We start from the raw sequence: 18,560 nt of genomic DNA on the forward strand, positions 1-18,560 counted from the left end.
GGGGCCCGCCCGGTCCCGGCCGCGGCCGGGACGGGGGAGGAAGGAGAGGTCACCGTCGTCAGCTCCCGGTGCGGCGCACGAGACAGCCGAGCGTCCGCAGCAGAATGCACAGGTCCTGCCAGAGCGACCAGCTGTCGATGTACGCGTTGTCGAAGCGGCACCGGTCCTCGATGGAGGTGTCCCCGCGCAGGCCGTGGATCTGGGCCAGGCCGGTGATGCCGGTGGGCATCCGGTGCCGCTGGGCGTAGTGGGGGTACGTCTGGCTGAACTGCTTGACGAAGAAGGGCCGTTCGGGGCGCGGCCCGACCAGACTTATGTCACCGCGCAGCACGTTCCACAGCTGGGGCAGCTCGTCCAGCGAGGTGGCCCGCAGGAACCGGCAGAACGCGCTCATCCGCTGCTCGTCGGCGACGCTCCACCGCGTGGCGGCCTCCTGCTGGTCCACGGGCCGGTGGGTACGGAACTTCAGCAGCGTGAACAGCCGCCCGTCCTTGCCGACCCGCTCCTGCCGGAAGATCACGCCGCGCCCCTCCACGGCCCGCAGCACCAGCGCGCAGACGAGGAGCACCGGCGAGACCGCCAGCAGCAGGACGCCCGACACCGCGATGTCGAGGAGCCGCTTGCCGACGCTGGTGCGGCGGCTGCGGGCCGGCGCCAGGGGGCTGCAGGCGAAGCCGGCCACGTACTGCCGGGTCCCGCCCTGCGCGGGGACCAGCTCCGGGCCGCGCGGGTCGAGCTCCCACAGGTCGCAGCCCAGGCCGCTCAGCGTCGCGGGCCAGCCCGTGGCCGCGGGGCCGCGGTCGGCGAGCAGGAGCACGGTCCGTACGTCGTTCTGGATCACGGCCCGGTGGAGTTCGTCCTCCGTGCCGAGCACGGGCAGCTCCGGCCCCGGCTCGGGGTCGCTCTCCTGGTCGGGCGGGGCGCTCCCCGGCTCGCTCACGATGCCGACCGGCCGCATGCCGCAGCCCGGCCGCCGCAGCAGCGCCGCCGCCACCCGGCGCGCCTGCCGGCCCGGCCCCAGCACCAGGACCGGCCGCGGCCTGCGCGCGGCACCCGCGCGTCGCTGCCAGTGCACCAGCGCGCGCCCGCCGGCACTGAGCAGGCACTGCACCGCGCCCAGGGTGGCGAGGGTGGTCAGGGGCAGCTGGACCGAGGCCGGCGGGGCCGACGCGAGGACCGCGGTGGCGGACCAGCCGAGCGCGACCCGCCCCGCGAGCGAGGGCACCTCGTCGAGGGTGGCGGGCAGCGCGGCGTACGCGTAGAGACCGCCCTGCGCGTTCAGCGCCAGTACCCCGGCCACCAACAGGGGTGCCAGCAGGGCCTGTTGACGCGGGTCGTCGAGCAGCAGCAGACAGAGCAGGGCCGCGACGCAGTCGACGGCGACCAGCGCGGCGGCCGAGCGCCGTCTGCGCGAGGGGCGCCGCAGCGCCGCTTCGCCGCGTGGGCCCATCGCCTCGCGCGGCGCGATGACGAGGCCGCTCGGCGAGCCGGAGCCGCCCTGCCGTGGCTGGCCCGATGAGGAGGCGACGGTTCGTTCCGCACTCACGTGGTGGTGCCCTCCCTGTACTTGGTGGGCGCCGTGCCCAGAAGCTCGCGGTACACCACGTCGACCGCGGCGGCGGTGCGCCGTGCGTCGTGGTGTTCGAGGACGTGCCGGCGGGCCCGCCGCCCCAGCGCGTCCCGCAGGTCCCGGTCCCGCAACAGGGCGACCAGGGCGCGGGCCAGCGCGGCGGGGTCCTCCGGAGGTACGAGGGCGTGCGCGCGGTCGGCCGACGGGAGGCTCTCCCGGGCCCCGTTCACGTCGGAGAGCACGACCGGGCGGCCGCAGGCCATGGCCTCCAGGGGCGCCAGCGCCATGCCCTCCCACCGGGAGGGCAGGACGACCACGTCGGCGGCCCGGTACCAGGGGGCGACATCGGCCGTGGCCCCCGCGAACTCGACCGTCGCGCCGGCCTCGGCGCGCAGCGCCGCGTCGTCCGGCCCGTCGCCCACCAGCACCAGGCGGGCCTCGGGCACCTGTGCGGACACCGAGCGCCAGGCGCGCAGCAGGACGTCCTGGCCCTTCTGGCGGCAGAGCCGGCCGACGCACACCACCAGCGGCGCACGCGGCGGGGCGCCGGGCTCCGGGAGTAAGGGCGGGCCGGACGGGGGGCCGGGCGCGAACCGGGAGGTGTCGATGCCGTTGGGGATCACCGAGCAGGCGCCGGTGACGCCGGCGCGCAGGCCGGTGGCCCACTCGGCCTCGCTGACGCAGACGATGCGTGCAGCCCACCGCGCCGCGCGGCGCTCCCAGAGCCGCGCCAGGAGCGCGGTGGTGCCGCCGACCGCCTCGAAGGACCAGGCGTGCGGCTGGAAGACGGTGGGGACGCGGCCGCGCAGCGCGAGGCGTGCGGCGAGTCCGGCCTTGGCGCTGTGCGCGTGGACGAGCGCGGGCCCGGCGGCCTCGACGAGGCGCTTCAGCTCCCGCGTCTCGGCGCGCAGGCCGGGGCCGGGGGAGCGGGTGGCCGTCCAGGGCAGGACGTGGACGCCGGTGCCGGGCGCGGTCAGTGCCCGGGGCAGGAAGCCCTCCGGCGGGCAGGCGACGTGGACGTCGAGACCGGCCGCGGCCTGCGCGGTGGCCAGGTCGATGACGACGCGTGCCACCCCGCCGTCCACGGGCTGGCTGACGTGCAGGACGCGTGGCGGGGCGGACGTCGGGGGCGGCGGCCTGCGCGGCTCTCCCGAGTCGGTGCGGAGCGAGTCAGTGCGGAGCACCGCGCGCTATCGCTTCACGTCGACGGCGGCCGGGGCGGCGGAGCCGTTCTCGTGCGCCGCGCGATGTGCGGCGGGCGCGGGCGGGATGACGTATACGCGGCGCAGACCCAGGGAGTGACGCATGACGGCGTTGGCCTTCCGAAGGGTGAAGAGCTCTGAACCACAACAGAGATGGGGTATTCGCAAAGAATGTAGTTATTCGAACGCTTATGAGTGGAATGCCCTAGGGGGAAGCGCAACTGTAGCGGCTGTGGAGAGTCGCTCCGTCAACCTCGACCGTGTGTCGGAATGGTGAAGGAAGTGGCGGATTAGCGATCATCCGCATGAGGTGCGGTGGTCCTGGGCAGAGGAGAGCCTCCCCCGATGCCGCGCGGCGTGTCGCCATCATCGCGACGGATCACCCATCTGGGGGCACAACTCACCCTCGGTGTCAGGAGTTGAGCCTCGTATACGGGCACACCGCCCGCAGATCGCCCATTACGAGGAGCAGTACTCCATGTCGCGTACCACCAAGGCTCTCGCCCTGTCCGCCGTCGCCGCCGCCGCCATGGCCGGAAGCGCCGGTGTGGCCGCCGCCGACAGCGGCGCGCAGGGCGCCGCCACCAACTCGCCCGGCGTGATCTCGGGCAACGCCGTGCAGGCGCCCATCCACGTTCCCGTCAACGTGTGCGGCAACAGCGTCAACGTCATCGGCCTGCTGAACCCGGCCTTCGGCAACCAGTGCGCCAACGACTGACGCACCGTCCCACCGGAACGGCCGTGCCCCTCGGGGCACGGCCGTTCCGCGTTGTGGGCGCCGGGTGTCCGCCCACCGGGCCCCGCGCGGCCATACCCCGAATGGGGGGCCTGTCGGGCGATATTGAGTGACCGCCACATCTACTTTCCCACCTGCACGGATGCCCTCGTGTCGAACAAATGGGCGCTACGTTCCGCAGTCGCTCGGTTGCGTTCGGCGTTCGCCGCTTTCACGGTGATCACAAGATCCGACGCATCACCGAAAGGGAATCACCTATGCGCGCTCTGCCCGTACGGCGTATCGCGACCACCACCCTGTGCGCGACGCTGCTTCTCGGCACGGCAGGCCCCGCCTTCGCCGCCCACGGCGACAGCTCTCGCGACGAGACCCGGACCGCCCCGCGCGCCCCGGTCCCGGACGCCGGCGCCCTGCTGGGCCAGGCCCAGCAGCTGAACAGCCTCGGTGGGGTCCTGACCCCCGTCACCGACCTGCTCACCGCGGTGCTCCAGGCCAAGGACAACAAGCTCTCCGCCGAAGACGCGAAGAAGCACGCGGACGCGGTGAAGGCGGCGCTCGACGCGGCCGCCAAACCGCCGGCGGTGCCCGCCGACCCGACCGGCGCGCTGCCCAAGGACCCGACGGGCGCCCTGCCCAAGGACCCGACGGGCGCCCTGCCCAAGGACCCGACCGGCGCGCTGCCGCAGACCCCCGCCGTCCCGAAGCTCCCCACCGGGGGCGCGCCGCGCGACGCCAAGGCGCCGATGGACGTCAAGGCGGACGCCGTGGCCGCGCTGCAGAAGGCGGTCGACGACCTGGTCAAGGCCGCCACGGCCGGTGACCCCGCGGCCGTCCTGGCCGCCGCCCCGGTGGTCCTCACCAACCTCGTCAACGTCGCCGTCGCCACCCTGCTGAGCGGCGGCCTGCCCGCGCCCAGCCTGCCGGGCCTGCCCGCCCTGCCCAAGCTGCCCACTGACGGTCTGCCGAAGACCCCCGAGCTCCCGAAGACCCCCGAGCTGCCGACCGGGGCCCTGCCGAAGACGCCCGAGCTTCCGCAGACGCCCGCTCTGCCGAAGGCCCCCGCGCTCTGACCCTCCGGCGCGACAGCGCCGGGCGGCCGATCGCCCTGGAACCCGCCGTGCCGGTCCACCCGGCACGGCGGGTTCCGTGTTTTCGGGCGTCAACGAACCTTCGGAATCGGCCAGTTGATATGAGGATGAGATGCCGACTTCATTCGGGTGGGTTCGCGGAAGTTTTAGACCCAGGGGTTTCCCGAACGGTCCGCGCTCGTTGGTCTTACTGAAGAGAGACGACAGGCAGAAGTTGCCTGAACGGTACTCCCAAAGGCGACGCGAGTTGCCAAAGAAAGGAACATGATGAAGTCCCTGAAGGCTGCCGCTGTCCTTGCCGGTTCGATCGCCATCGCCGGCTCCGCCGCGCCCGCGTTCGCCGCCGACCTGACGCCCACCAGCCTGAACGGTGGCCTCGAGACCATTACGAGCCAGCCCCTGCTCGACACGCAGCCGGTGAGCACGAACATGCTCGACACCGAGAACAAGGACTCCGTCGTCAACACGGTCAAGAACACCGCGGACGGCCTCAACTCCTCCGGCGGTCCCCAGGAGCTCCTCGGCGGCCTCCCGCTCGCCAAGTAAGAGCCCTCAATTCCCGTTCCGTGTTGGACGCCTTGACCCGGAAGGGTACAGGGGAAACGCGGGCGTGTTATTGCCGAGTTTCTCGCAATCGGCTCCATAGTCTGAAGTGAACCCCCTAGGGAAGGTTTGATTATGAAGACTGCCAAGAAGGCTGCCCTCGTTCTCGCCGCCGCCGGTATCGCCGCCGGTGCCGCCTCCGGCAGCGCCTTCGCCGGTGACGGCGACGGTGCCAGCGCCCAGGGTGCGGCCGTCAAGTCCCCCGGTGTCGCCTCCGGCAACGTCGGCCAGCTCCCCGTCCACGTTCCGGTCAACGCCTCGGGCAACACCGGCACGCTCATCGGTGGCCTCAACCCGGCCTTCGGCAACGAGGCCGTCAACGACTGACGCTCCCTCGGGACGACACACGCCTCCCGCGGAGGCACACCAGGGCCGGTCACCTCTTCCACGGACCGGCCCTTCGTCCTGTCCGTGACCGGAACTGCCCCGTGGGGAAGACCAGTTCGACCCGTTGACCGTCATCGCCACCACGGCCGGGTGACCCCATCGTGTGATGGCGGCCCCCCGATCGGCCACATGAGTGACAACGGAGCCGGACCGGCCCTCCGGCGTCTATACCGTTCCCCCATGACCTCAACATCCAGCGAACAGCGCCCCTTCCAAGCAACTGATCTGGGAACACTGGCCGTTCTCGCCTGGAGTGGCGAACACCCCGAGGACCAGAAGGACATGCCCTTCCTGCTGGCCTACTCCCTCGGCGACACCGAAGGCGGCCCCGAGGCCACCGCGGAGGCGATGCGCACCCTGCTCCAGAACGCGGGCCTGCCCATCGGCGGTCCCGTCGTCGACGGCGCGCGCAACCCGTCCCTCCCGGTGAGCCTCCTCGTCGAGGCCGACCAGGCCGTCGTGACCATGCCCCACCTCAACGCGCAGTGCGCGACGCCGCCGGAGTGGCTGGCCGCCGTCCAGCAGCGCGGACACGCCTACTTCATGGCCACCACGCGCGCGTGGCCGGACGGCAAGCCGGGCGAGCCCGTCACGGAGGAGATCCTCAGCGAGTTCGCCGGCGCCGAGGAGACGATGCTCAACGCCGCCCACTGTCTGCTGCCCGCGCGTAGCCTGCGCGGCTGATGCGCTCCACCGAACTGCCGCACCGGGTACCGCTCCAGGCCGTCGGCGGAGCCGGTGCGGCGGCCACCCCCGTGCTCGCCGCGGCCACCGCGCGCGAGCAGCGGGCCGGCCGGCCGCTCGGCCTGCTCCTGGTGGTCACCGGGGCGGCGGGGCTGCTGGCGGCCTGGGTCATCACCCTCGACAAGTTCAAGCTCCTGAAGGACCCGGATTTCACGCCCGGTTGCAGCATCAACCCGGTGGTCGCGTGCGGAAACATCATGAAGAGCGACCAGGCGTCGGCCTTCGGATTCCCCAATCCGATGCTCGGTCTCGTCGCCTACGCCATGGTGGTCTGTGTCGGCGCGAGTCTGATCGCGGCGGCGCGCTTTCCCCGCTGGTACTGGCTGACCCTCAACGCGGGCACGCTCTTCGGTGTCGCCTTCTGCTCCTGGCTTCAGTTCCAGTCCCTCTACCGCATCAATTCCCTCTGCCTCTGGTGCTGTCTGGCCTGGGCCGCCACCATTCTCATGTTCTGGTACGTGACCTCGCACAACGTGCGGAGTGGCTTTCTGCCCGCGCCCAGGGGCCTGCGTATCTTCATGGAAGATTTCACCTGGGTCCTTCCCGTTCTCCACATGGGAGTTGTCGGAATGCTGATTCTGACGCGCTGGTGGAGCTTCTGGACCAGCTGAACCGACGCGTCGCCGTACACCCGTACAAAGGCGTGGTCCGGCGGGGGAATTGGTGCAGTCGGGCGAAGTTTGTGCTGATGCCGACTCGGCATCGTTGATCCGGTAACGGGGCCTTGTGGTCGCACAGCGAAAGGACGAGTCCAGCAAGATGAAGAAGTCAACCAAGGGTGCCTTCGCCGCCCTGATGGCCTGTGCAGCGGCCGTCGGCGGCGCCTCGTCGGCCGTGGCGGCAGAGCAGCCGGAGGTCACCGTCCCGCTGAACGGGGTGGAGTACGCCCTGGACATGCAGGCCCCCGAGGTCAGCGCCGGTGTGCCGGTGCCGCTGCCCAGCGGCGGCACGGACGGCCCCCGCTACGCCGAGGGCCGGCTGCTGCCCGAGCGGGCCGTCCCGGGCATCCCCGTCGACAACAGCCTTCCGTCGGCCCGGGTGAAGGCGCCCCTGTCCGACGTGCTCGGCGAGGACACCATCGACTCGGTCACCGCCGAGGCGCACGCCTCGGACGTCAGCGCCGTCACGCCCGGCGCCGACCTGGACCTTCCGCTGACCGCCCCGCAGGCGGACCTCTGGGGGCTCCCCGCGCCGAAGCTGCCCGGCGCCGGGGTCGAGGCGCCGTCGCTGAGCGCGCAGCCCGCCACCGACCTCGGGCTCGTCTGACCGTGGCACCCGTGCTGAACCGTGTGGGCCCGGTCCCGAGCCGGGCCCACACCGCACCGCACGCCGTACCGGCGACGGCCCCCGGAAGCCGGCGGCTCATCGACCGTGTGACGCGCCGTCATCTCCTGGGCGCGGCGGCCTCGGTGGTCCTGGCCGCCGCCGGCCTCTTCCGCGCCGTACCGGAACCACCCGAACCGGTCACGGAGGTCCCGCCGGACGATCCACCCTTCGACCAGATGTACCAAGGCCGGCGCATCCAGGGTGAGCCGATGGCGTCCCGGGGCGTTGACAGGGGCGTTTCCGGCGAGTGGCGGGTCACCATCGACGGACGGCTCCTCGGGCTCATGCGACGGGCCGACGGCACGTACCTGAGCATGGTGGACCATTACCAGTCGTACGCGACGCCGCTCGCCGCGGCGCGAGGCGCCGTCGACGAGCTCGGCCCCCACGAGGTGCTGAGCGGCCGTCATCACTGAGCCGGACACGAGCCCTGATCGCGGAGGGAATGGACATGGCCCATGTGCGCAAGAACCAGAGCAGCCTCACCCGTGCGGAGCGGCGGCGCTTCGTCGACGCGCTGCTGAAGCTCAAGCGCAGCGGGGAGTACGACGACTACGTCCGGATGCACGTCGAGTTCTATGTGGCGGACGGCGACCGCGGACTCCGGGTCGCGCACATGGCCCCTTCCTTCTTTCCCTGGCACCGCCGCTTCCTGCTCGACTTCGAGCGGGCGTTGCAGCGGATCGACCCGGCGGTCGCCGTCCCCTACTGGGACTGGACCAAGGACCGCAGCCCGGTCGCGTCGCTGTGGGGCGACGACCTGATGGGCGGCAACGGGCGGCGCGGCGACCGGCAGGTCATGACCGGGCCGTTCGCCTACGGGAGCGGGCACTGGCCGATCAAGGAGGGCGTCACCGACGGGGAGTTCCTCACCCGTGACTTCGGGCGCCCGCAGGACCCCATCGAGCTGCCCACGCCGCAGGACGTGGCCTGGGCCATGGACGATCCCCGCTACGACGTGCCGCCGTGGAACTCCACGGCGGCCGAGGGCTTCCGCAACAAGCTGGAGGGCTGGACGTCGGCGCGGGGCAAGGACCGGTGGCGCAACCACAACCGGGTGCACCGCTGGGTCGGCGGGCACATGCTGGGCGGCGCCTCGGTCAACGACCCGGTCTTCTGGCTGAACCACGCCTTCGTGGACCTGCTGTGGAGCCGCTGGCAGCGCCGCCACCCGCGCTCGGCGCCCTATCTGCCGGAGAAGCCGCCGGGCCTCGGCGACTCCCAGTACCAGCGCATCGTCGCGCGGAACGAGCCGATGCCGCCGTGGCGGGTCACGCCGGACGAGATGGCAGAGCACAAGAGGCTCTATACGTATGGGAGTTAGCCCGCGCGGCCCACGGGAGTCGGGCCGCACACAGGGAGAAGCCCCCGGGCGGAACGCTCACCGGGGGCTTCACCACCTGCTCGGGGCAGGTCTTCAGTTTCTTCAGCCGCCGTAGCCGGAGCCACCGTCGACGTTGGCGCACTGGTTGCCGAAGGCGGGGTTCAGGGCGCCGATGCCGTTGACGGTGTTGCCGCAGACGTTCACCGGGACGTGGATCGGGACCTGGAGCAGGTTGCCCGAGAGCACACCGGGGGAGCCGACGGCTTCGCCGTGCGCGCCGGCGTCCGCCAGGGCCATGCCGGCACCACCGAGGACGACGGCGCCGGTGCCGAGGGTGACAGCGGCCACCTTCGCGATGCGGGACATCACGTTCTCCTTTGACTTGGAAAGAGCGGCCGCCTACGTGCAACCGCATATTTTCTAACGCCTGCCGTCACGGTGAGGTCACGCATCTTGTGCTCTCATGTTCAGGAATGCGAAGAGGTCTCGGTGAAGCCGATTCCGTCCGGTGAGAGCCCGAGCTCCTCCGTGGAGAAGTAGGCGGTTCCATCGGGGAGGAAACCTGAAGCGGTGCTGCGGTGTTTGATCGTGTCCGCGCCCAGTGAGAGCGAATCCTTCGACCATTCGGGCGCGGGGGCCTCGGAGTTCCAGTCGGTGGGCGGCGGCGCGGCCTGGGCGACCGACGCGCCCGCCACGGTGAGCAGCGTGGATGCCGCCGCGGACAAAAGAATATGACGTGCCTTCATGGGGCCTCATTCTGCAAGCCGAGGCGACATCCGGGCCGCGGAGGAACGCGGAACGCAGTCATCCGACCCGATCAGCTCAACGGTGTGGCCGCCGGGGCGGTCGGGAGTTCCGGGGCGGTCGGCAGCGCCGGGGAGGTGGGGACGGTGGCCGGGGTCGAGAGGGCCGGCGTCGAGGCGGCGGGGGTGGGGGTCGCCGTCGTGGACGGTGTGGTGGCGGTGGTGTCAGGACGCGCCGGTTCGGTGAGCAGGGGCGTGGTGCCCGCGGTTCCGATGCTGGTGGTGGCGCTGCACGGGGCGAACAACTCGTTGCCCGCGAAGTCGGCCCGCATCGTGTTCGAGGCCCCGGGCGACACCTCGACCGAACAGCTGAAGGCGCCCCGGTCGGTCGTCCGCGCGTGGCAGCGCGCGGGGGTGACGGAGGCCGAGTCGGCCACCTGGACGGTGAGCGGAAGGCGGGCCAGCGGAAAGGTGAGGGTGGAGCCCTCCACCAGGCGGCCGCTGACGCGTACACGCGCCGACGAACCCGTGCTCACTTTCTCGGCCGTCAGTTCGGTGATGGCGGATGCGGTGAGGGTGGTGTCGGAAGAGGAAGCGGGGGAGGCGGGGGAGGCGGCGGCCGGGGTGTCCCGTTCGGCGAGGGCGGTGGCGGTGGGGACGGCCGCGACGGCGAGGAATGTGCCGGCCAGGATCGTGGTGCCCAGTGTTCTGATCGAGTCACGCATCGGAGCTCCTTCTCGGGGAATTGAGGATGTCTGCCGCGGGGGCGCCGCGACGGGAATTGCATGCCGTTCTTGTCGTGAGACATCGTTAGATATGCCATGCGGCTTGTACGGGTATTCCTGCGGAGCCGGGCGGTGGGCGGCCCGGAAAGCGACAGGCCCCGAGGGGGTGTTCCCTCGGGGCCTTTGTGCCCGGTGGCTCCAAGGGAGCCAATCCCTTGGGTCAGGAATGCGAACCGGTCGAGTTACCGGTGGCGCCGGTGGAGTTCGCCGTCTTGGAGGACTTCATGAAGTACGCAGTCCCGTCCTCGGAGAAGCCGCTCTCGGTCTTGGACGACATGCCACCGTCGACGGTCGCCGAGTTGTCGGACTTCGCGTAGCCCGGGCCGTCGTGGGCGGAGGCGACGGTGGCACCCCCGAGGACGACCGGGACGACAACGGCTCCGACGGCGATCGCCTTGGCAAACTTGCGCATGAGACGCATTCCTTTCGATGTGCGGTACGAGCATCAGAGCGGCCGTGCCCGAGGAGGGCGGTTCGGGAGGGATCCCGACGGCCGCGGCCAGGGCCCGCTCGCTCGGCCCTGCCGTGAACACCGTGAGCAGATCCGCACGGAAGCGCCTGTCGAGAACGGCCGGAGGGGTACGGCGGGGTGGCCGGGTTCCCCGCACCGCGCGCCGTTGACCTGCGGTGACGTTCCGTCAGCACACCGTTGCGCGGAATTCTTGGCGCATGCACTAATAGGGTGACATGGCACTGACAGACGGGGTCTGATCCGGGGTCAGGAAGGCCGGCCCGGGGTCAGGAATGCGAACCCGTCGAGCTTTCCGACGCGCCCGTCGGTCCGGCCTGGCGCGTGACCGTACGGAAGTAGGCCTTGCCGTCCGGGGTGAAGCCGCTGACCGTCATGGTGCAGGAGCCGCCGTTTGCGTTCGCGGCCTTCTGGGCCTTCTCGTACGCGGGTCCGTCGCCGCCCGAGGACGCGGAGGCGAGACCCGCGCCGCCCAGGACGAGGGGAGCGACGAGGGCGCCGAGTGCTGCGGTTCTGACGAAGCCACGCATTGCTGATTCCTTCCGGAGGCAGAGCGCGGCGGCACGGGGTGTGCCGCGCGCATGCTCAAACTGGACGGCGACGGCGACATCCGCGCGCGGGCGGCAAGTCCATCCCGCGACCGCACGTGTGAACGACCCCGGGTCCGAGCGCCGTTGACCTGGGGTGACGTACTGTCACGGGAATCCCGGGGCGGGTAGGCCGGACGAGGGGCCTCCGTCCCGCGGGCGCCGCGCGGGGCGTACGGGCCCGGTGCGCGCCGGGCCGCGCCGCCCGGCAGATGAGTGAGAGAAGGACGGGACCCGTGTCCTCGGGGCGGTTCACCCGTTGCTGAGGGCATGACATCAGCACGACGTATCTTCGCCGCCGTCTCGCTGGCCGCCGGAGCCGCGGCCCTCGCCGCCCCGGCCGCCCAGGCGGCCACGCACACCCACGAGGCGGGGACGCCCTCGGTGCTCAGCGCGGTCGACTCCCTCGGCACCTCCGGCATCCCCGAGGAGCAGCGCGCCCAGGTGCCGACGGTCGAGAGCCAGCTCGGCGGACTCCAGCGGCTGAACGAGCTGCACCAGGTCACCGACCTGGTCGCCCCCGTCACGAACGCGCTGCCCGCCGTCCAGTAGGCGCGCGACCGGTCCGTACTCCTTTCCGGGCGAGTTCCGGAGGGTTCCGGAGCGATCCGACGAGTCCGTCCTCGGCGCCATGGCAGCGCCGGAGGCGGACTCGTCCGGTGCGGGGGCAGTGCGGGGGGCGGTGCGGGCGCCCGGTACATGGCCGGTGCAGGCGTCAACACCGGGCCGGTCTTCAGCCGTGATCCTTTCGGCGGCGCCTACGTTGTTCTTCTGTGGACGCTTCTCCCGCGCAGCCGTCGGGCGGCCCCGGGGAAGCCGGGCCCTTTCGTCCGCGGCCCTGCACGTAGCGAACAGAAGACCCCTCGGGAGCCCATGTGAAGATCGTTTGCGTCGGCGGCGGTCCTGCCTCTCTGTACCTGGCCCTCCTCGCCAAGCTCCGGGATCCGGCCCACGAGATCACGGTGTACGAGCGGCACGACGCCGGCACCAGCCATGGCTGGGGCGTGACGTACTGGCCCGATCTCCTGGAGGACCTCACCGCCCACGATCCCGAGTCCGCACGCCTCATCGAAGAACAGTCCGTGCGCTGGAAGGGCGGCTTCGCCCGCATCGGCGACCGGACCACCGCTCACGACGGGGACCCCGGACACGCCATCGGCCGCCACCTGCTGCGCTCGATCTTCGCCGACCGCGCCCGGTCGCTGGGGGTCCGCATCGAGTACGGCACGGAGATCACGACGCGGGACGCGCTGCCCGACGCGGACCTCGTCGTCGCGGGCGACGGCGCGCACAGCAGGCTCCGCGGCGAACACGCCGCACAGTTCGGCACGCAGATCTCCACCGGCGCCAACCGCTTCATCTGGCTCGGCACGACCCGGGTCTTCACCGCCTTCACCTTCGGCTTCGTGGAGACCGACCACGGGTGGATCTGGTGCTACGCCTACGGCTTCGGCGAGGACCGCAGCACCTGCGTCGTGGAGTGCTCCACCGAGACCTGGACCGGGCTCGGCCTCGACCGGCTCGGCCACGACGACGCCCTGCGCCTGCTGGAGAAGCTCTTCGCCGACCTGCTCGACGGCCACGAGCTGCTCGGCGGCACGGGCGCCGGGCCCGCCCAGTGGCAGACCTTCCCGACCGTCACCAACGCGACCTGGTCGCACGACCGCCTCGTCCTGATCGGTGACGCCGCGCATACGACCCACTACTCGATCGGCGCGGGCACCACCCTGGCGCTCCGCGACGCCATGAGCCTGGCCCGCGCGCTGGGGGACGTCGCCGCCCCGGAGGGGGTGCCGGGTGCTCTCGCGACGTATGAAAGGGAGCGCAAGCAGGCCCTGCTCGCGGTGCAGAGCGCCGCCCGGCACAGCGCCCAGTGGTACGAGAACCTGCCGCGCTACATCGGCCTCGAACCCCACCAGATGTTCGCCCTGCTCGGACAGCGGCACTCGCCGCTCCTGCCGCACGTGCCGCCCCGCCTCTACTACCACCTGGACCACGCCGTGGGCAGCCTCCAGGCCCTGCGCTGGCTCAAGCAGCGGGTGGGGACGAGTCTCGCGCGCGGCCTGCAGAACCGGCGTGCGGCGCAGGGCCGCCCCGACGAGGACCGGTCGCCCGTGCGGAGCGGCGGCCCGGTCTGACGTACCCGCTTGCCGCGAAGGGGCCCGCGCGTGCTTCACTGGAGAGGCTCGTCCAGCTCGGGCCCATTTCGGAACGGAAGAGTGGATTGAAATGCTCCGCTACACGCTGATGCGCCTCGGGATCTTCGTGGGTTGCTTCTTGGTCGTCTGGGGCCTCGTCTACTCCGAGATCCTGCCGCGTGGCCTGGGCGACTCCAACCTGCTATGGGTGCTCCTGCTGTCGCTGGTCATCTCCGCGCCCATCAGCTTCGTGGCACTCCGCAAGGAGCGGGACCGCGCCTCGGAGAACGTCGTCGCGCGGGTGGACCGCGCCAAGGCGAACCTGGAGGCGAACCGCAGCCAGGAGGACGTCGCGGACGACGCGGCCCGCGCGCAGACGCAGGGCTCGTGAGCATGGGGCTGTAAGCCTCGTCACAGAGAACTTTGGGGACCCCGGTTCCGGAGCGTGTCGCTCCGGAACCGGGGTTCCTTGCGTCGGGGGGCAGTTGGGGGTGGTGGGGCCGTCGCGTGCGGGTGGTGGGCCCCTCGGCCACATGACAGGAACCGTTCCGCTTCCCCGTCTACCTCAAACAAGACCTTTGATGTTCTCAAAGTACGAGTGTTAACGTATTCGACATGAAGACAGCAGCAGCGCACCGTCACGCCATGAGCGTCCCGCTCGTGGCGCGCCTGCATGTCGACCTCTGCCGCTGCATGTCCGCGGCCTGTCACGTCTGAATCGTGACCCCCGCTGCAGCGGCGACGCTGACCCTTCGCGGTCGCCGCTCCCGTACGTCCCCGTCTCCCTGACTTACCTCACCGGAGTGTGTCCGTGTCCGCGAACTCCGCGACGCCCGCCGACAAGGCCGGCCAGCCCGAGAAGCCCCAGTCCGGCTTCCGGATACCCAAGTTCCTCAAGATCCCCTTCTGGGCGCAGATCCTCGGCGGTCTCGTCCTCGGCGTCCTGCTCGGCTGGATCGCCCGCAACCAGGACGTCGACTGGCTCGTCACCACCCTCTCCAAGGTCGGTGAGACCTTCATCGGGCTCCTGAAGCTCGCGGTCGCCCCGCTCGTCTTCTTCGCGATCCTGGTGTCGATCACCAACCTGCGGAAGGTCAACAACGCCGCGCGTCTGGCCAGCCGCACCCTGCTCTGGTTCATGATCACCTCGCTGATCGCGGTGGTCATCGGCCTCGCCATCGGCCTGATCACCAACCCGGGTGCCGGCACCGGCCTGACCCCCAAGGACGGCAAGGCCCCCGACCACGCCGGCTCCTGGATCGACTTCCTGACCGGGATCATCCCGACGGACGTCATCACGCCGTTCACCGAGCTGAACGTCCTGCAGATCGTCTTCATGGCCGCCGTCGCCGGTATCGCCGTCCTGAAGATCGGCGACAAGGCCCAGCCGATCCTGGAGCTCTCCGAGTCGGTCCTCGCGCTGCTCCAGAAGGCCCTGTGGTGGGTCATCAAGCTCTCCCCGATCGGCACCGTCGGCCTCATCGGCTTCGCCATCGCGGACTACGGCTGGAACCTCATCAGCAAGTACGCGACCTTCACCGCGGACATCTACATCGGCTGCGCCCTGGTGATGTTCGGCGTCTACCCGCTGCTGCTCGCGTTCGTCGCCAAGGTCAACCCGCTCCAGTTCTTCAAGGGCGCCTGGCCCGCGATCCAGCTGGCCTTCGTCTCGCGCTCCTCGGTCGGCACCATGCCGGTCACCCAGAAGGTCACCGAGCGCCTCGGCGTCCCGAAGGAGTACACGTCCTTCGCCGTGCCCTTCGGCGCGACCACGAAGATGGACGGCTGCGCCGCGATCTACCCGTCGATCGCCGCGATCTTCGTCGCGCAGATCTTCGACGTGAACCTGGGCATCAAGGAGTACCTGCTCATCGCGTTCGTCTCGGTCGTCGGCTCGGCCGCGACGGCGGGCCTGACGGGTGCCACGGTCATGCTGACCCTGACCCTGTCGACGCTCGGCCTCCCGATGGAGGGCGTGGGCCTGCTCCTCGCCATCGACCCGGTCCTGGACATGATGCGCACGGCCACGAATGTTGCCGGGCAAGTTGTAACGCCGGTGATCGTGGCCGCGCGGGAGAAGATCCTCGACCGTGAGGCGTACAACAGCGCTTCGTCCTCGCCGATCGACGACTTCGACGAGTCGCCTTCGTCGCGCGCGGTGCCTGCCACCGCCTGACGCTCTCTGGCTCGTATCAGCGCGTGCCCCCACACTCGGACAGGTGTGGGGGCACGCGCTTTTGTGCCGGCGCGCCGGCGGGGAGCTGAGCTACTTCTCCTGGTTCCAGCGGGCATTCCACCATGACGGTCGGTCGGCTGAGTCTTGAGGAAAGACGGCTGCTGTCGGCTGTCGTCGACGGCTACCGGGCGGACCATGCCGGGACCGTCATTCCGAAGGGCTCTGCTCCTCGGCGCCGACCGGCGTGATCTTGATGGAATCGATCTCGGGAGGTTTGCGCCTTCCTCGCCCGACGCTGAAGACCTCGACGTTGTCGATCACGCTGGCGACGATCGCCCGGCGACGTTCGAGGTTCTCGATGGTGTCGTCCTGCCAGACCGCCCAGACATCGGTCTCGGCACGCGACTGCCGTACGACCGTCGCGGCCTCACGTGCGCGGAGCGTCTGGAGTTCGTCGCGGAGGTGGGCCAGCGAGTCGAAGTAGTCCTCGTCCTCCATCCGGCCTGCCTTCCACCTGCCTCGCATCGCGCGAATGCGATCCTCCAGCAGGCTGATCTCGCCCGACAGATCCTCTGTTGGCGCGGGCGACTGCTGTGGCTCGCGCTGCGTCAAGGCGGCTTCTACGACCTCGTTCAAGCGCTCCTCGATCCACTCGTACTTGCGGTTGACCTTCCCGCAGCCGAGGCCCCCGCTCGGGTTGCGTTGGCCTGAGTGGCAGAACGTCCGTCGGAACGTACGTCCCTGGATGGTCGCCCACTGGACGCGCATGGTCGACTTGCAGGATCCGCACCGAAGGAACCCTGAGTACACGTGCTTCCGCTTGCCCTGGCCCGGTGCGGATGGAGTGGCGCGACCGTCCAGGACTGCCTGGACGGTCTCCCACTGCTCGCGTGTGAGCGGGGCACCGTAGATGCTGTCACCGATGTCGCGGCCCTTGTGAGTGACGATGCCTCCCGTTCGCTCGGCCCGGAAGACCCGCTTGACGGCATTGATCGTCCAGACTCCGCCCTGTGGCGTCGTCGACCCCTCCGCGTTCCAGGAGCGCGCCACGTCACCTGGAGTCTTCGGTGTGCGGTCCATGAGCATCCGGTATCCGGCACGGATGAGTGTGGCTTCCTGGTCGTCCAGCTGCCGGAAGCATGTCCCGTCCTTGAACCCGAACTGCCGCTTGCCGCCTGCGTGCGGCTTGCCCTGCTCGCGACGCTGGAGCAGGGAATTGTTGATCCGCTCCGACATCCGCTCGGTCTCCTGCTGAGCCACGGCCCCCTTGATGGTGAGGATCATGCGGCCGTTGGCTGTCTGGGTGTCCTCACCTTCTGTCGTGGCGAAGGCGAAGCCCTGTTCCTTCATCTCCTCCAGGAAGCTGGTGAGTTCGCCGATGCGGCGCGTCAGACGGTCGATGGAGTAGACGACGACACCGTCGATGATCCCGTCCCGGGCGTCCCGCATCATCTCGGCGTACCGGGGGCGGCGCTTCTTGCTCGTGGTCGAAGCCGAGATGTCGTTCTCGGGGTAGACCTTGAAGACGCCCCACTCCATGCGCTCACATAGCTCTCGGCACGCCTTCTCCTGGCGCTGGATGCCGAGTTCCTGCCCCTTGCGGTCCTTGCTGATCCGGACGTAGATCCCCACACGCTTCGGCCTGGCCATGCCCCACCCCTGGTAGCGGACGACTTGCCTGCGCACTGAACAACGTACATACACAACATGTGGTTACGGCTGTCGCCGGACAGGCGCTGGTGCCGGTCGTCGCCGCTTGACGACTTCGACGAGGCGTCGTCCCCGTCCTCGTCGCGGGCGGTGCCCGCGGCGGCCTGAGTGTTCGTGTGTCGGCCCCGTCCCCGGAATGATCGGGGGCGGGGCTTTCGCGTGGGCGGGGGGCTCATCCGGTAATCGTTCGGCGGGTTCCGTTGACCGTACGCTGACCTGTGACCGGACAGTGTGGGAAGGCGGGGGCCGTGGTGGGCGAGGCGGACGCGGCGGGTGCGGTGGGTGCTGTGGGTGGGGGGAGTGCTGTGGGTGTGAAGCGGCGGGGCAAGCAGACGCGGATGCCGCGGGCCGTGCGGGAGCGGCAGATGCTGGACGCCGCGGTGAGCATCTTCGGGCAGCGGGGGTACCGGGCCGCGTCCATGGACGAGATCGCGGAGCTGGCCGGGGTCTCGAAGCCGCTGGTGTACCTCTATCTGAACTCGAAGGAAGACCTCTTCAGCGCGTGCATACGCCGGGAGGCGGCGGCGCTGGTCGAGGCGGTGCGGGACGCGGCGGGCGCGGCGGCCGGCGAGCCCGCCGACCGTCAACTGTGGGACGGGCTCCGGGCGTTCTTCGCGCACACCGCCGAGCGGCCGGACGGGTGGGCCGTGCTGCACAGCCAGGCGCGGACCCAGGGGGAGCCGTTCGCGGCCGAGGTGGCCGCGATGCGGGAGGAGATCCTCGCGTTCGTGACGTCGTTGATCGCGGAGGCGGCGCGGTCGGCGCACGGTGACCCGTCGTTGCGGGAGCGGGAGGTCGCGGGGCTCGCGCAGGCGTTGGTGGGGGCGGCGGAGTCGTTGGCGGGGTGGGCCAACACGGATCCGTCGGTCTCCGCCAAGGAGGCGGCGGCCACCCTCATGAACTTCGCGTGGTCCGGGCTGGGGGGCCTCATGGAGGGGCGGCGCTGGGCTCCGGCCCCGTCTTCGTCGTAGG

At 70.6% G+C, this 18,560-nt stretch carries 22 protein-coding genes; 14 read left to right on the plus strand and 8 right to left on the minus strand.

Translation table 11 applies throughout. From position 1 onward, the window contains the following. Window positions 1–58: 58 nt before the first annotated feature. Window positions 59–1,546, minus strand: a complete 1,488-nt coding sequence (locus tag AB0L89_RS22535) for a sugar transferase (protein ID WP_365143520.1) — start codon at window positions 1,544–1,546, stop codon at window positions 59–61. Next, on the minus strand, window positions 1,543–2,673 hold the full coding sequence (locus tag AB0L89_RS22540) for a glycosyltransferase (RefSeq protein ID WP_365144257.1): 1,131 nt from the start codon (window positions 2,671–2,673) through the stop codon (window positions 1,543–1,545). Before AB0L89_RS22540 ends, AB0L89_RS22535 begins: the two co-directional genes overlap by 4 nt. 577 nt (window positions 2,674–3,250) lie before the next feature. Here AB0L89_RS22540 and AB0L89_RS22545 point away from each other — a divergent pair. The 9 genes from AB0L89_RS22545 to AB0L89_RS22585 all read left to right on the plus strand — a co-directional run bounded on the left by AB0L89_RS22545 (window position 3,251) and on the right by AB0L89_RS22585 (window position 8,980). Continuing rightward, on the plus strand, window positions 3,251–3,490 hold the full coding sequence (locus tag AB0L89_RS22545; protein ID WP_365143523.1) for a chaplin: 240 nt from the start codon (window positions 3,251–3,253) through the stop codon (window positions 3,488–3,490). 275 nt (window positions 3,491–3,765) lie between these two features. Beyond that, entirely contained in the window at window positions 3,766–4,578 is an 813-nt protein-coding gene (locus AB0L89_RS22550) for a hypothetical protein (RefSeq protein WP_365143526.1), read from the plus strand. 285 nt (window positions 4,579–4,863) lie between these two features. Continuing rightward, window positions 4,864–5,142 carry a hypothetical protein gene (locus tag AB0L89_RS22555; RefSeq protein ID WP_365144260.1) on the plus strand — a complete coding sequence of 93 codons (279 nt, stop codon included), beginning with the start codon at window positions 4,864–4,866 and terminating at the stop codon, window positions 5,140–5,142. Between the two features lie 132 nt (window positions 5,143–5,274). Then, window positions 5,275–5,526, plus strand: a complete 252-nt coding sequence (locus AB0L89_RS22560; RefSeq protein WP_365143529.1) for a chaplin — start codon at window positions 5,275–5,277, stop codon at window positions 5,524–5,526. A gap of 240 nt (window positions 5,527–5,766) precedes the next feature. Continuing rightward, a complete protein-coding gene (locus AB0L89_RS22565) occupies window positions 5,767–6,270 on the plus strand; it encodes a DUF5949 family protein (RefSeq protein ID WP_365143532.1) in 504 nt (167 codons plus the stop codon). Further along, window positions 6,270–6,941, plus strand: coding sequence for a vitamin K epoxide reductase family protein (locus AB0L89_RS22570; protein ID WP_365143535.1), 672 nt, complete (start codon window positions 6,270–6,272; stop codon window positions 6,939–6,941). Before AB0L89_RS22565 ends, AB0L89_RS22570 begins: the two co-directional genes overlap by 1 nt. Window positions 6,942–7,089: 148 nt before the next feature. Continuing rightward, a complete protein-coding gene (locus AB0L89_RS22575; RefSeq protein WP_365143538.1) occupies window positions 7,090–7,596 on the plus strand; it encodes a hypothetical protein in 507 nt (168 codons plus the stop codon). Between the two features lie 11 nt (window positions 7,597–7,607). Beyond that, window positions 7,608–8,072 (plus strand): tyrosinase family oxidase copper chaperone, encoded by a 465-nt coding sequence (locus AB0L89_RS22580; RefSeq protein WP_365143541.1) that lies wholly within the window; start codon window positions 7,608–7,610, stop codon window positions 8,070–8,072. Window positions 8,073–8,107: 35 nt separating this feature from the next. After that, entirely contained in the window at window positions 8,108–8,980 is an 873-nt protein-coding gene (locus tag AB0L89_RS22585; protein ID WP_365143544.1) for a tyrosinase family protein, read from the plus strand. Between the two features lie 102 nt (window positions 8,981–9,082). On the opposite strand, the gene AB0L89_RS22590 is transcribed toward AB0L89_RS22585, so the two are convergent. From AB0L89_RS22590 to AB0L89_RS22610, 5 genes are all read right to left on the minus strand, one after another. Continuing rightward, window positions 9,083–9,346 (minus strand): chaplin, encoded by a 264-nt coding sequence (locus tag AB0L89_RS22590; RefSeq protein WP_365143547.1) that lies wholly within the window; start codon window positions 9,344–9,346, stop codon window positions 9,083–9,085. 101 nt (window positions 9,347–9,447) lie between these two features. Further along, window positions 9,448–9,726: a hypothetical protein gene (locus tag AB0L89_RS22595; protein ID WP_365143550.1), complete on the minus strand. Its 279-nt coding sequence runs from the start codon at window positions 9,724–9,726 to the stop codon at window positions 9,448–9,450. 71 nt (window positions 9,727–9,797) lie between these two features. Beyond that, the gene (locus AB0L89_RS22600) at window positions 9,798–10,448 is read right to left on the minus strand and encodes a hypothetical protein (RefSeq protein ID WP_365143553.1); all 651 of its coding nucleotides are present in this window, start codon (window positions 10,446–10,448) and stop codon (window positions 9,798–9,800) included. Between the two features lie 220 nt (window positions 10,449–10,668). Continuing rightward, entirely contained in the window at window positions 10,669–10,920 is a 252-nt protein-coding gene (locus AB0L89_RS22605) for a hypothetical protein (protein WP_365143556.1), read from the minus strand. A gap of 326 nt (window positions 10,921–11,246) precedes the next feature. Continuing rightward, window positions 11,247–11,507 (minus strand): hypothetical protein, encoded by a 261-nt coding sequence (locus AB0L89_RS22610; RefSeq protein WP_365143559.1) that lies wholly within the window; start codon window positions 11,505–11,507, stop codon window positions 11,247–11,249. Window positions 11,508–11,834: 327 nt separating this feature from the next. Between AB0L89_RS22610 and AB0L89_RS22615 the strand changes: the two genes are divergently transcribed. The 4 genes from AB0L89_RS22615 (at window position 11,835) to AB0L89_RS22630 (ending at window position 15,878) form a co-directional block, all read left to right on the plus strand. After that, on the plus strand, window positions 11,835–12,116 hold the full coding sequence (locus AB0L89_RS22615; protein ID WP_365143562.1) for a hypothetical protein: 282 nt from the start codon (window positions 11,835–11,837) through the stop codon (window positions 12,114–12,116). A gap of 323 nt (window positions 12,117–12,439) precedes the next feature. Then, complete coding sequence (locus AB0L89_RS22620) at window positions 12,440–13,702, plus strand: FAD-dependent monooxygenase (RefSeq protein ID WP_365143565.1); 1,263 nt, start codon at window positions 12,440–12,442, stop codon at window positions 13,700–13,702. A gap of 91 nt (window positions 13,703–13,793) precedes the next feature. After that, entirely contained in the window at window positions 13,794–14,093 is a 300-nt protein-coding gene (locus tag AB0L89_RS22625) for a DUF4229 domain-containing protein (protein ID WP_365143568.1), read from the plus strand. Window positions 14,094–14,513: 420 nt separating this feature from the next. Then, on the plus strand, window positions 14,514–15,878 hold the full coding sequence (locus tag AB0L89_RS22630; RefSeq protein WP_365143571.1) for a dicarboxylate/amino acid:cation symporter: 1,365 nt from the start codon (window positions 14,514–14,516) through the stop codon (window positions 15,876–15,878). Window positions 15,879–16,085: 207 nt separating this feature from the next. On the opposite strand, the gene AB0L89_RS22635 is transcribed toward AB0L89_RS22630, so the two are convergent. Next, window positions 16,086–17,528, minus strand: coding sequence for a recombinase family protein (locus AB0L89_RS22635; RefSeq protein ID WP_365143574.1), 1,443 nt, complete (start codon window positions 17,526–17,528; stop codon window positions 16,086–16,088). A gap of 398 nt (window positions 17,529–17,926) precedes the next feature. Between AB0L89_RS22635 and AB0L89_RS22640 the strand changes: the two genes are divergently transcribed. Continuing rightward, the gene (locus AB0L89_RS22640; protein ID WP_365144263.1) at window positions 17,927–18,559 is read left to right on the plus strand and encodes a TetR/AcrR family transcriptional regulator; all 633 of its coding nucleotides are present in this window, start codon (window positions 17,927–17,929) and stop codon (window positions 18,557–18,559) included. Window position 18,560: the final 1 nt, after the last annotated feature.

The sequence above is a fragment of the Streptomyces sp. NPDC052114 genome (assembly GCF_040680155.1).
Lineage (GTDB): Bacteria > Actinomycetota > Actinomycetes > Streptomycetales > Streptomycetaceae > Streptomyces.

Coding starts and splice junctions, on each gene's coding strand:
- AB0L89_RS22545 (WP_365143523.1), top strand. CDS start 3,251: ATGTCGCGTACCACCAAGGCTCTCGCCCTGTCCGCCGTCGCCGCCGCC.
- AB0L89_RS22550 (WP_365143526.1), top strand. CDS start 3,766: ATGCGCGCTCTGCCCGTACGGCGTATCGCGACCACCACCCTGTGCGCG.
- AB0L89_RS22555 (WP_365144260.1), top strand. CDS start 4,864: ATGAAGTCCCTGAAGGCTGCCGCTGTCCTTGCCGGTTCGATCGCCATC.
- AB0L89_RS22560 (WP_365143529.1), top strand. CDS start 5,275: ATGAAGACTGCCAAGAAGGCTGCCCTCGTTCTCGCCGCCGCCGGTATC.
- AB0L89_RS22565 (WP_365143532.1), top strand. CDS start 5,767: ATGACCTCAACATCCAGCGAACAGCGCCCCTTCCAAGCAACTGATCTG.
- AB0L89_RS22570 (WP_365143535.1), top strand. CDS start 6,270: ATGCGCTCCACCGAACTGCCGCACCGGGTACCGCTCCAGGCCGTCGGC.
- AB0L89_RS22575 (WP_365143538.1), top strand. CDS start 7,090: ATGAAGAAGTCAACCAAGGGTGCCTTCGCCGCCCTGATGGCCTGTGCA.
- AB0L89_RS22585 (WP_365143544.1), top strand. CDS start 8,108: ATGGCCCATGTGCGCAAGAACCAGAGCAGCCTCACCCGTGCGGAGCGG.
- AB0L89_RS22590 (WP_365143547.1), bottom strand. CDS start 9,346: ATGTCCCGCATCGCGAAGGTGGCCGCTGTCACCCTCGGCACCGGCGCC.
- AB0L89_RS22595 (WP_365143550.1), bottom strand. CDS start 9,726: ATGAAGGCACGTCATATTCTTTTGTCCGCGGCGGCATCCACGCTGCTC.
- AB0L89_RS22600 (WP_365143553.1), bottom strand. CDS start 10,448: ATGCGTGACTCGATCAGAACACTGGGCACCACGATCCTGGCCGGCACA.
- AB0L89_RS22605 (WP_365143556.1), bottom strand. CDS start 10,920: ATGCGCAAGTTTGCCAAGGCGATCGCCGTCGGAGCCGTTGTCGTCCCG.
- AB0L89_RS22610 (WP_365143559.1), bottom strand. CDS start 11,507: ATGCGTGGCTTCGTCAGAACCGCAGCACTCGGCGCCCTCGTCGCTCCC.
- AB0L89_RS22615 (WP_365143562.1), top strand. CDS start 11,835: ATGACATCAGCACGACGTATCTTCGCCGCCGTCTCGCTGGCCGCCGGA.
- AB0L89_RS22625 (WP_365143568.1), top strand. CDS start 13,794: ATGCTCCGCTACACGCTGATGCGCCTCGGGATCTTCGTGGGTTGCTTC.
- AB0L89_RS22635 (WP_365143574.1), bottom strand. CDS start 17,528: ATGGCCAGGCCGAAGCGTGTGGGGATCTACGTCCGGATCAGCAAGGAC.
- AB0L89_RS22640 (WP_365144263.1), top strand. CDS start 17,927: ATGCCGCGGGCCGTGCGGGAGCGGCAGATGCTGGACGCCGCGGTGAGC.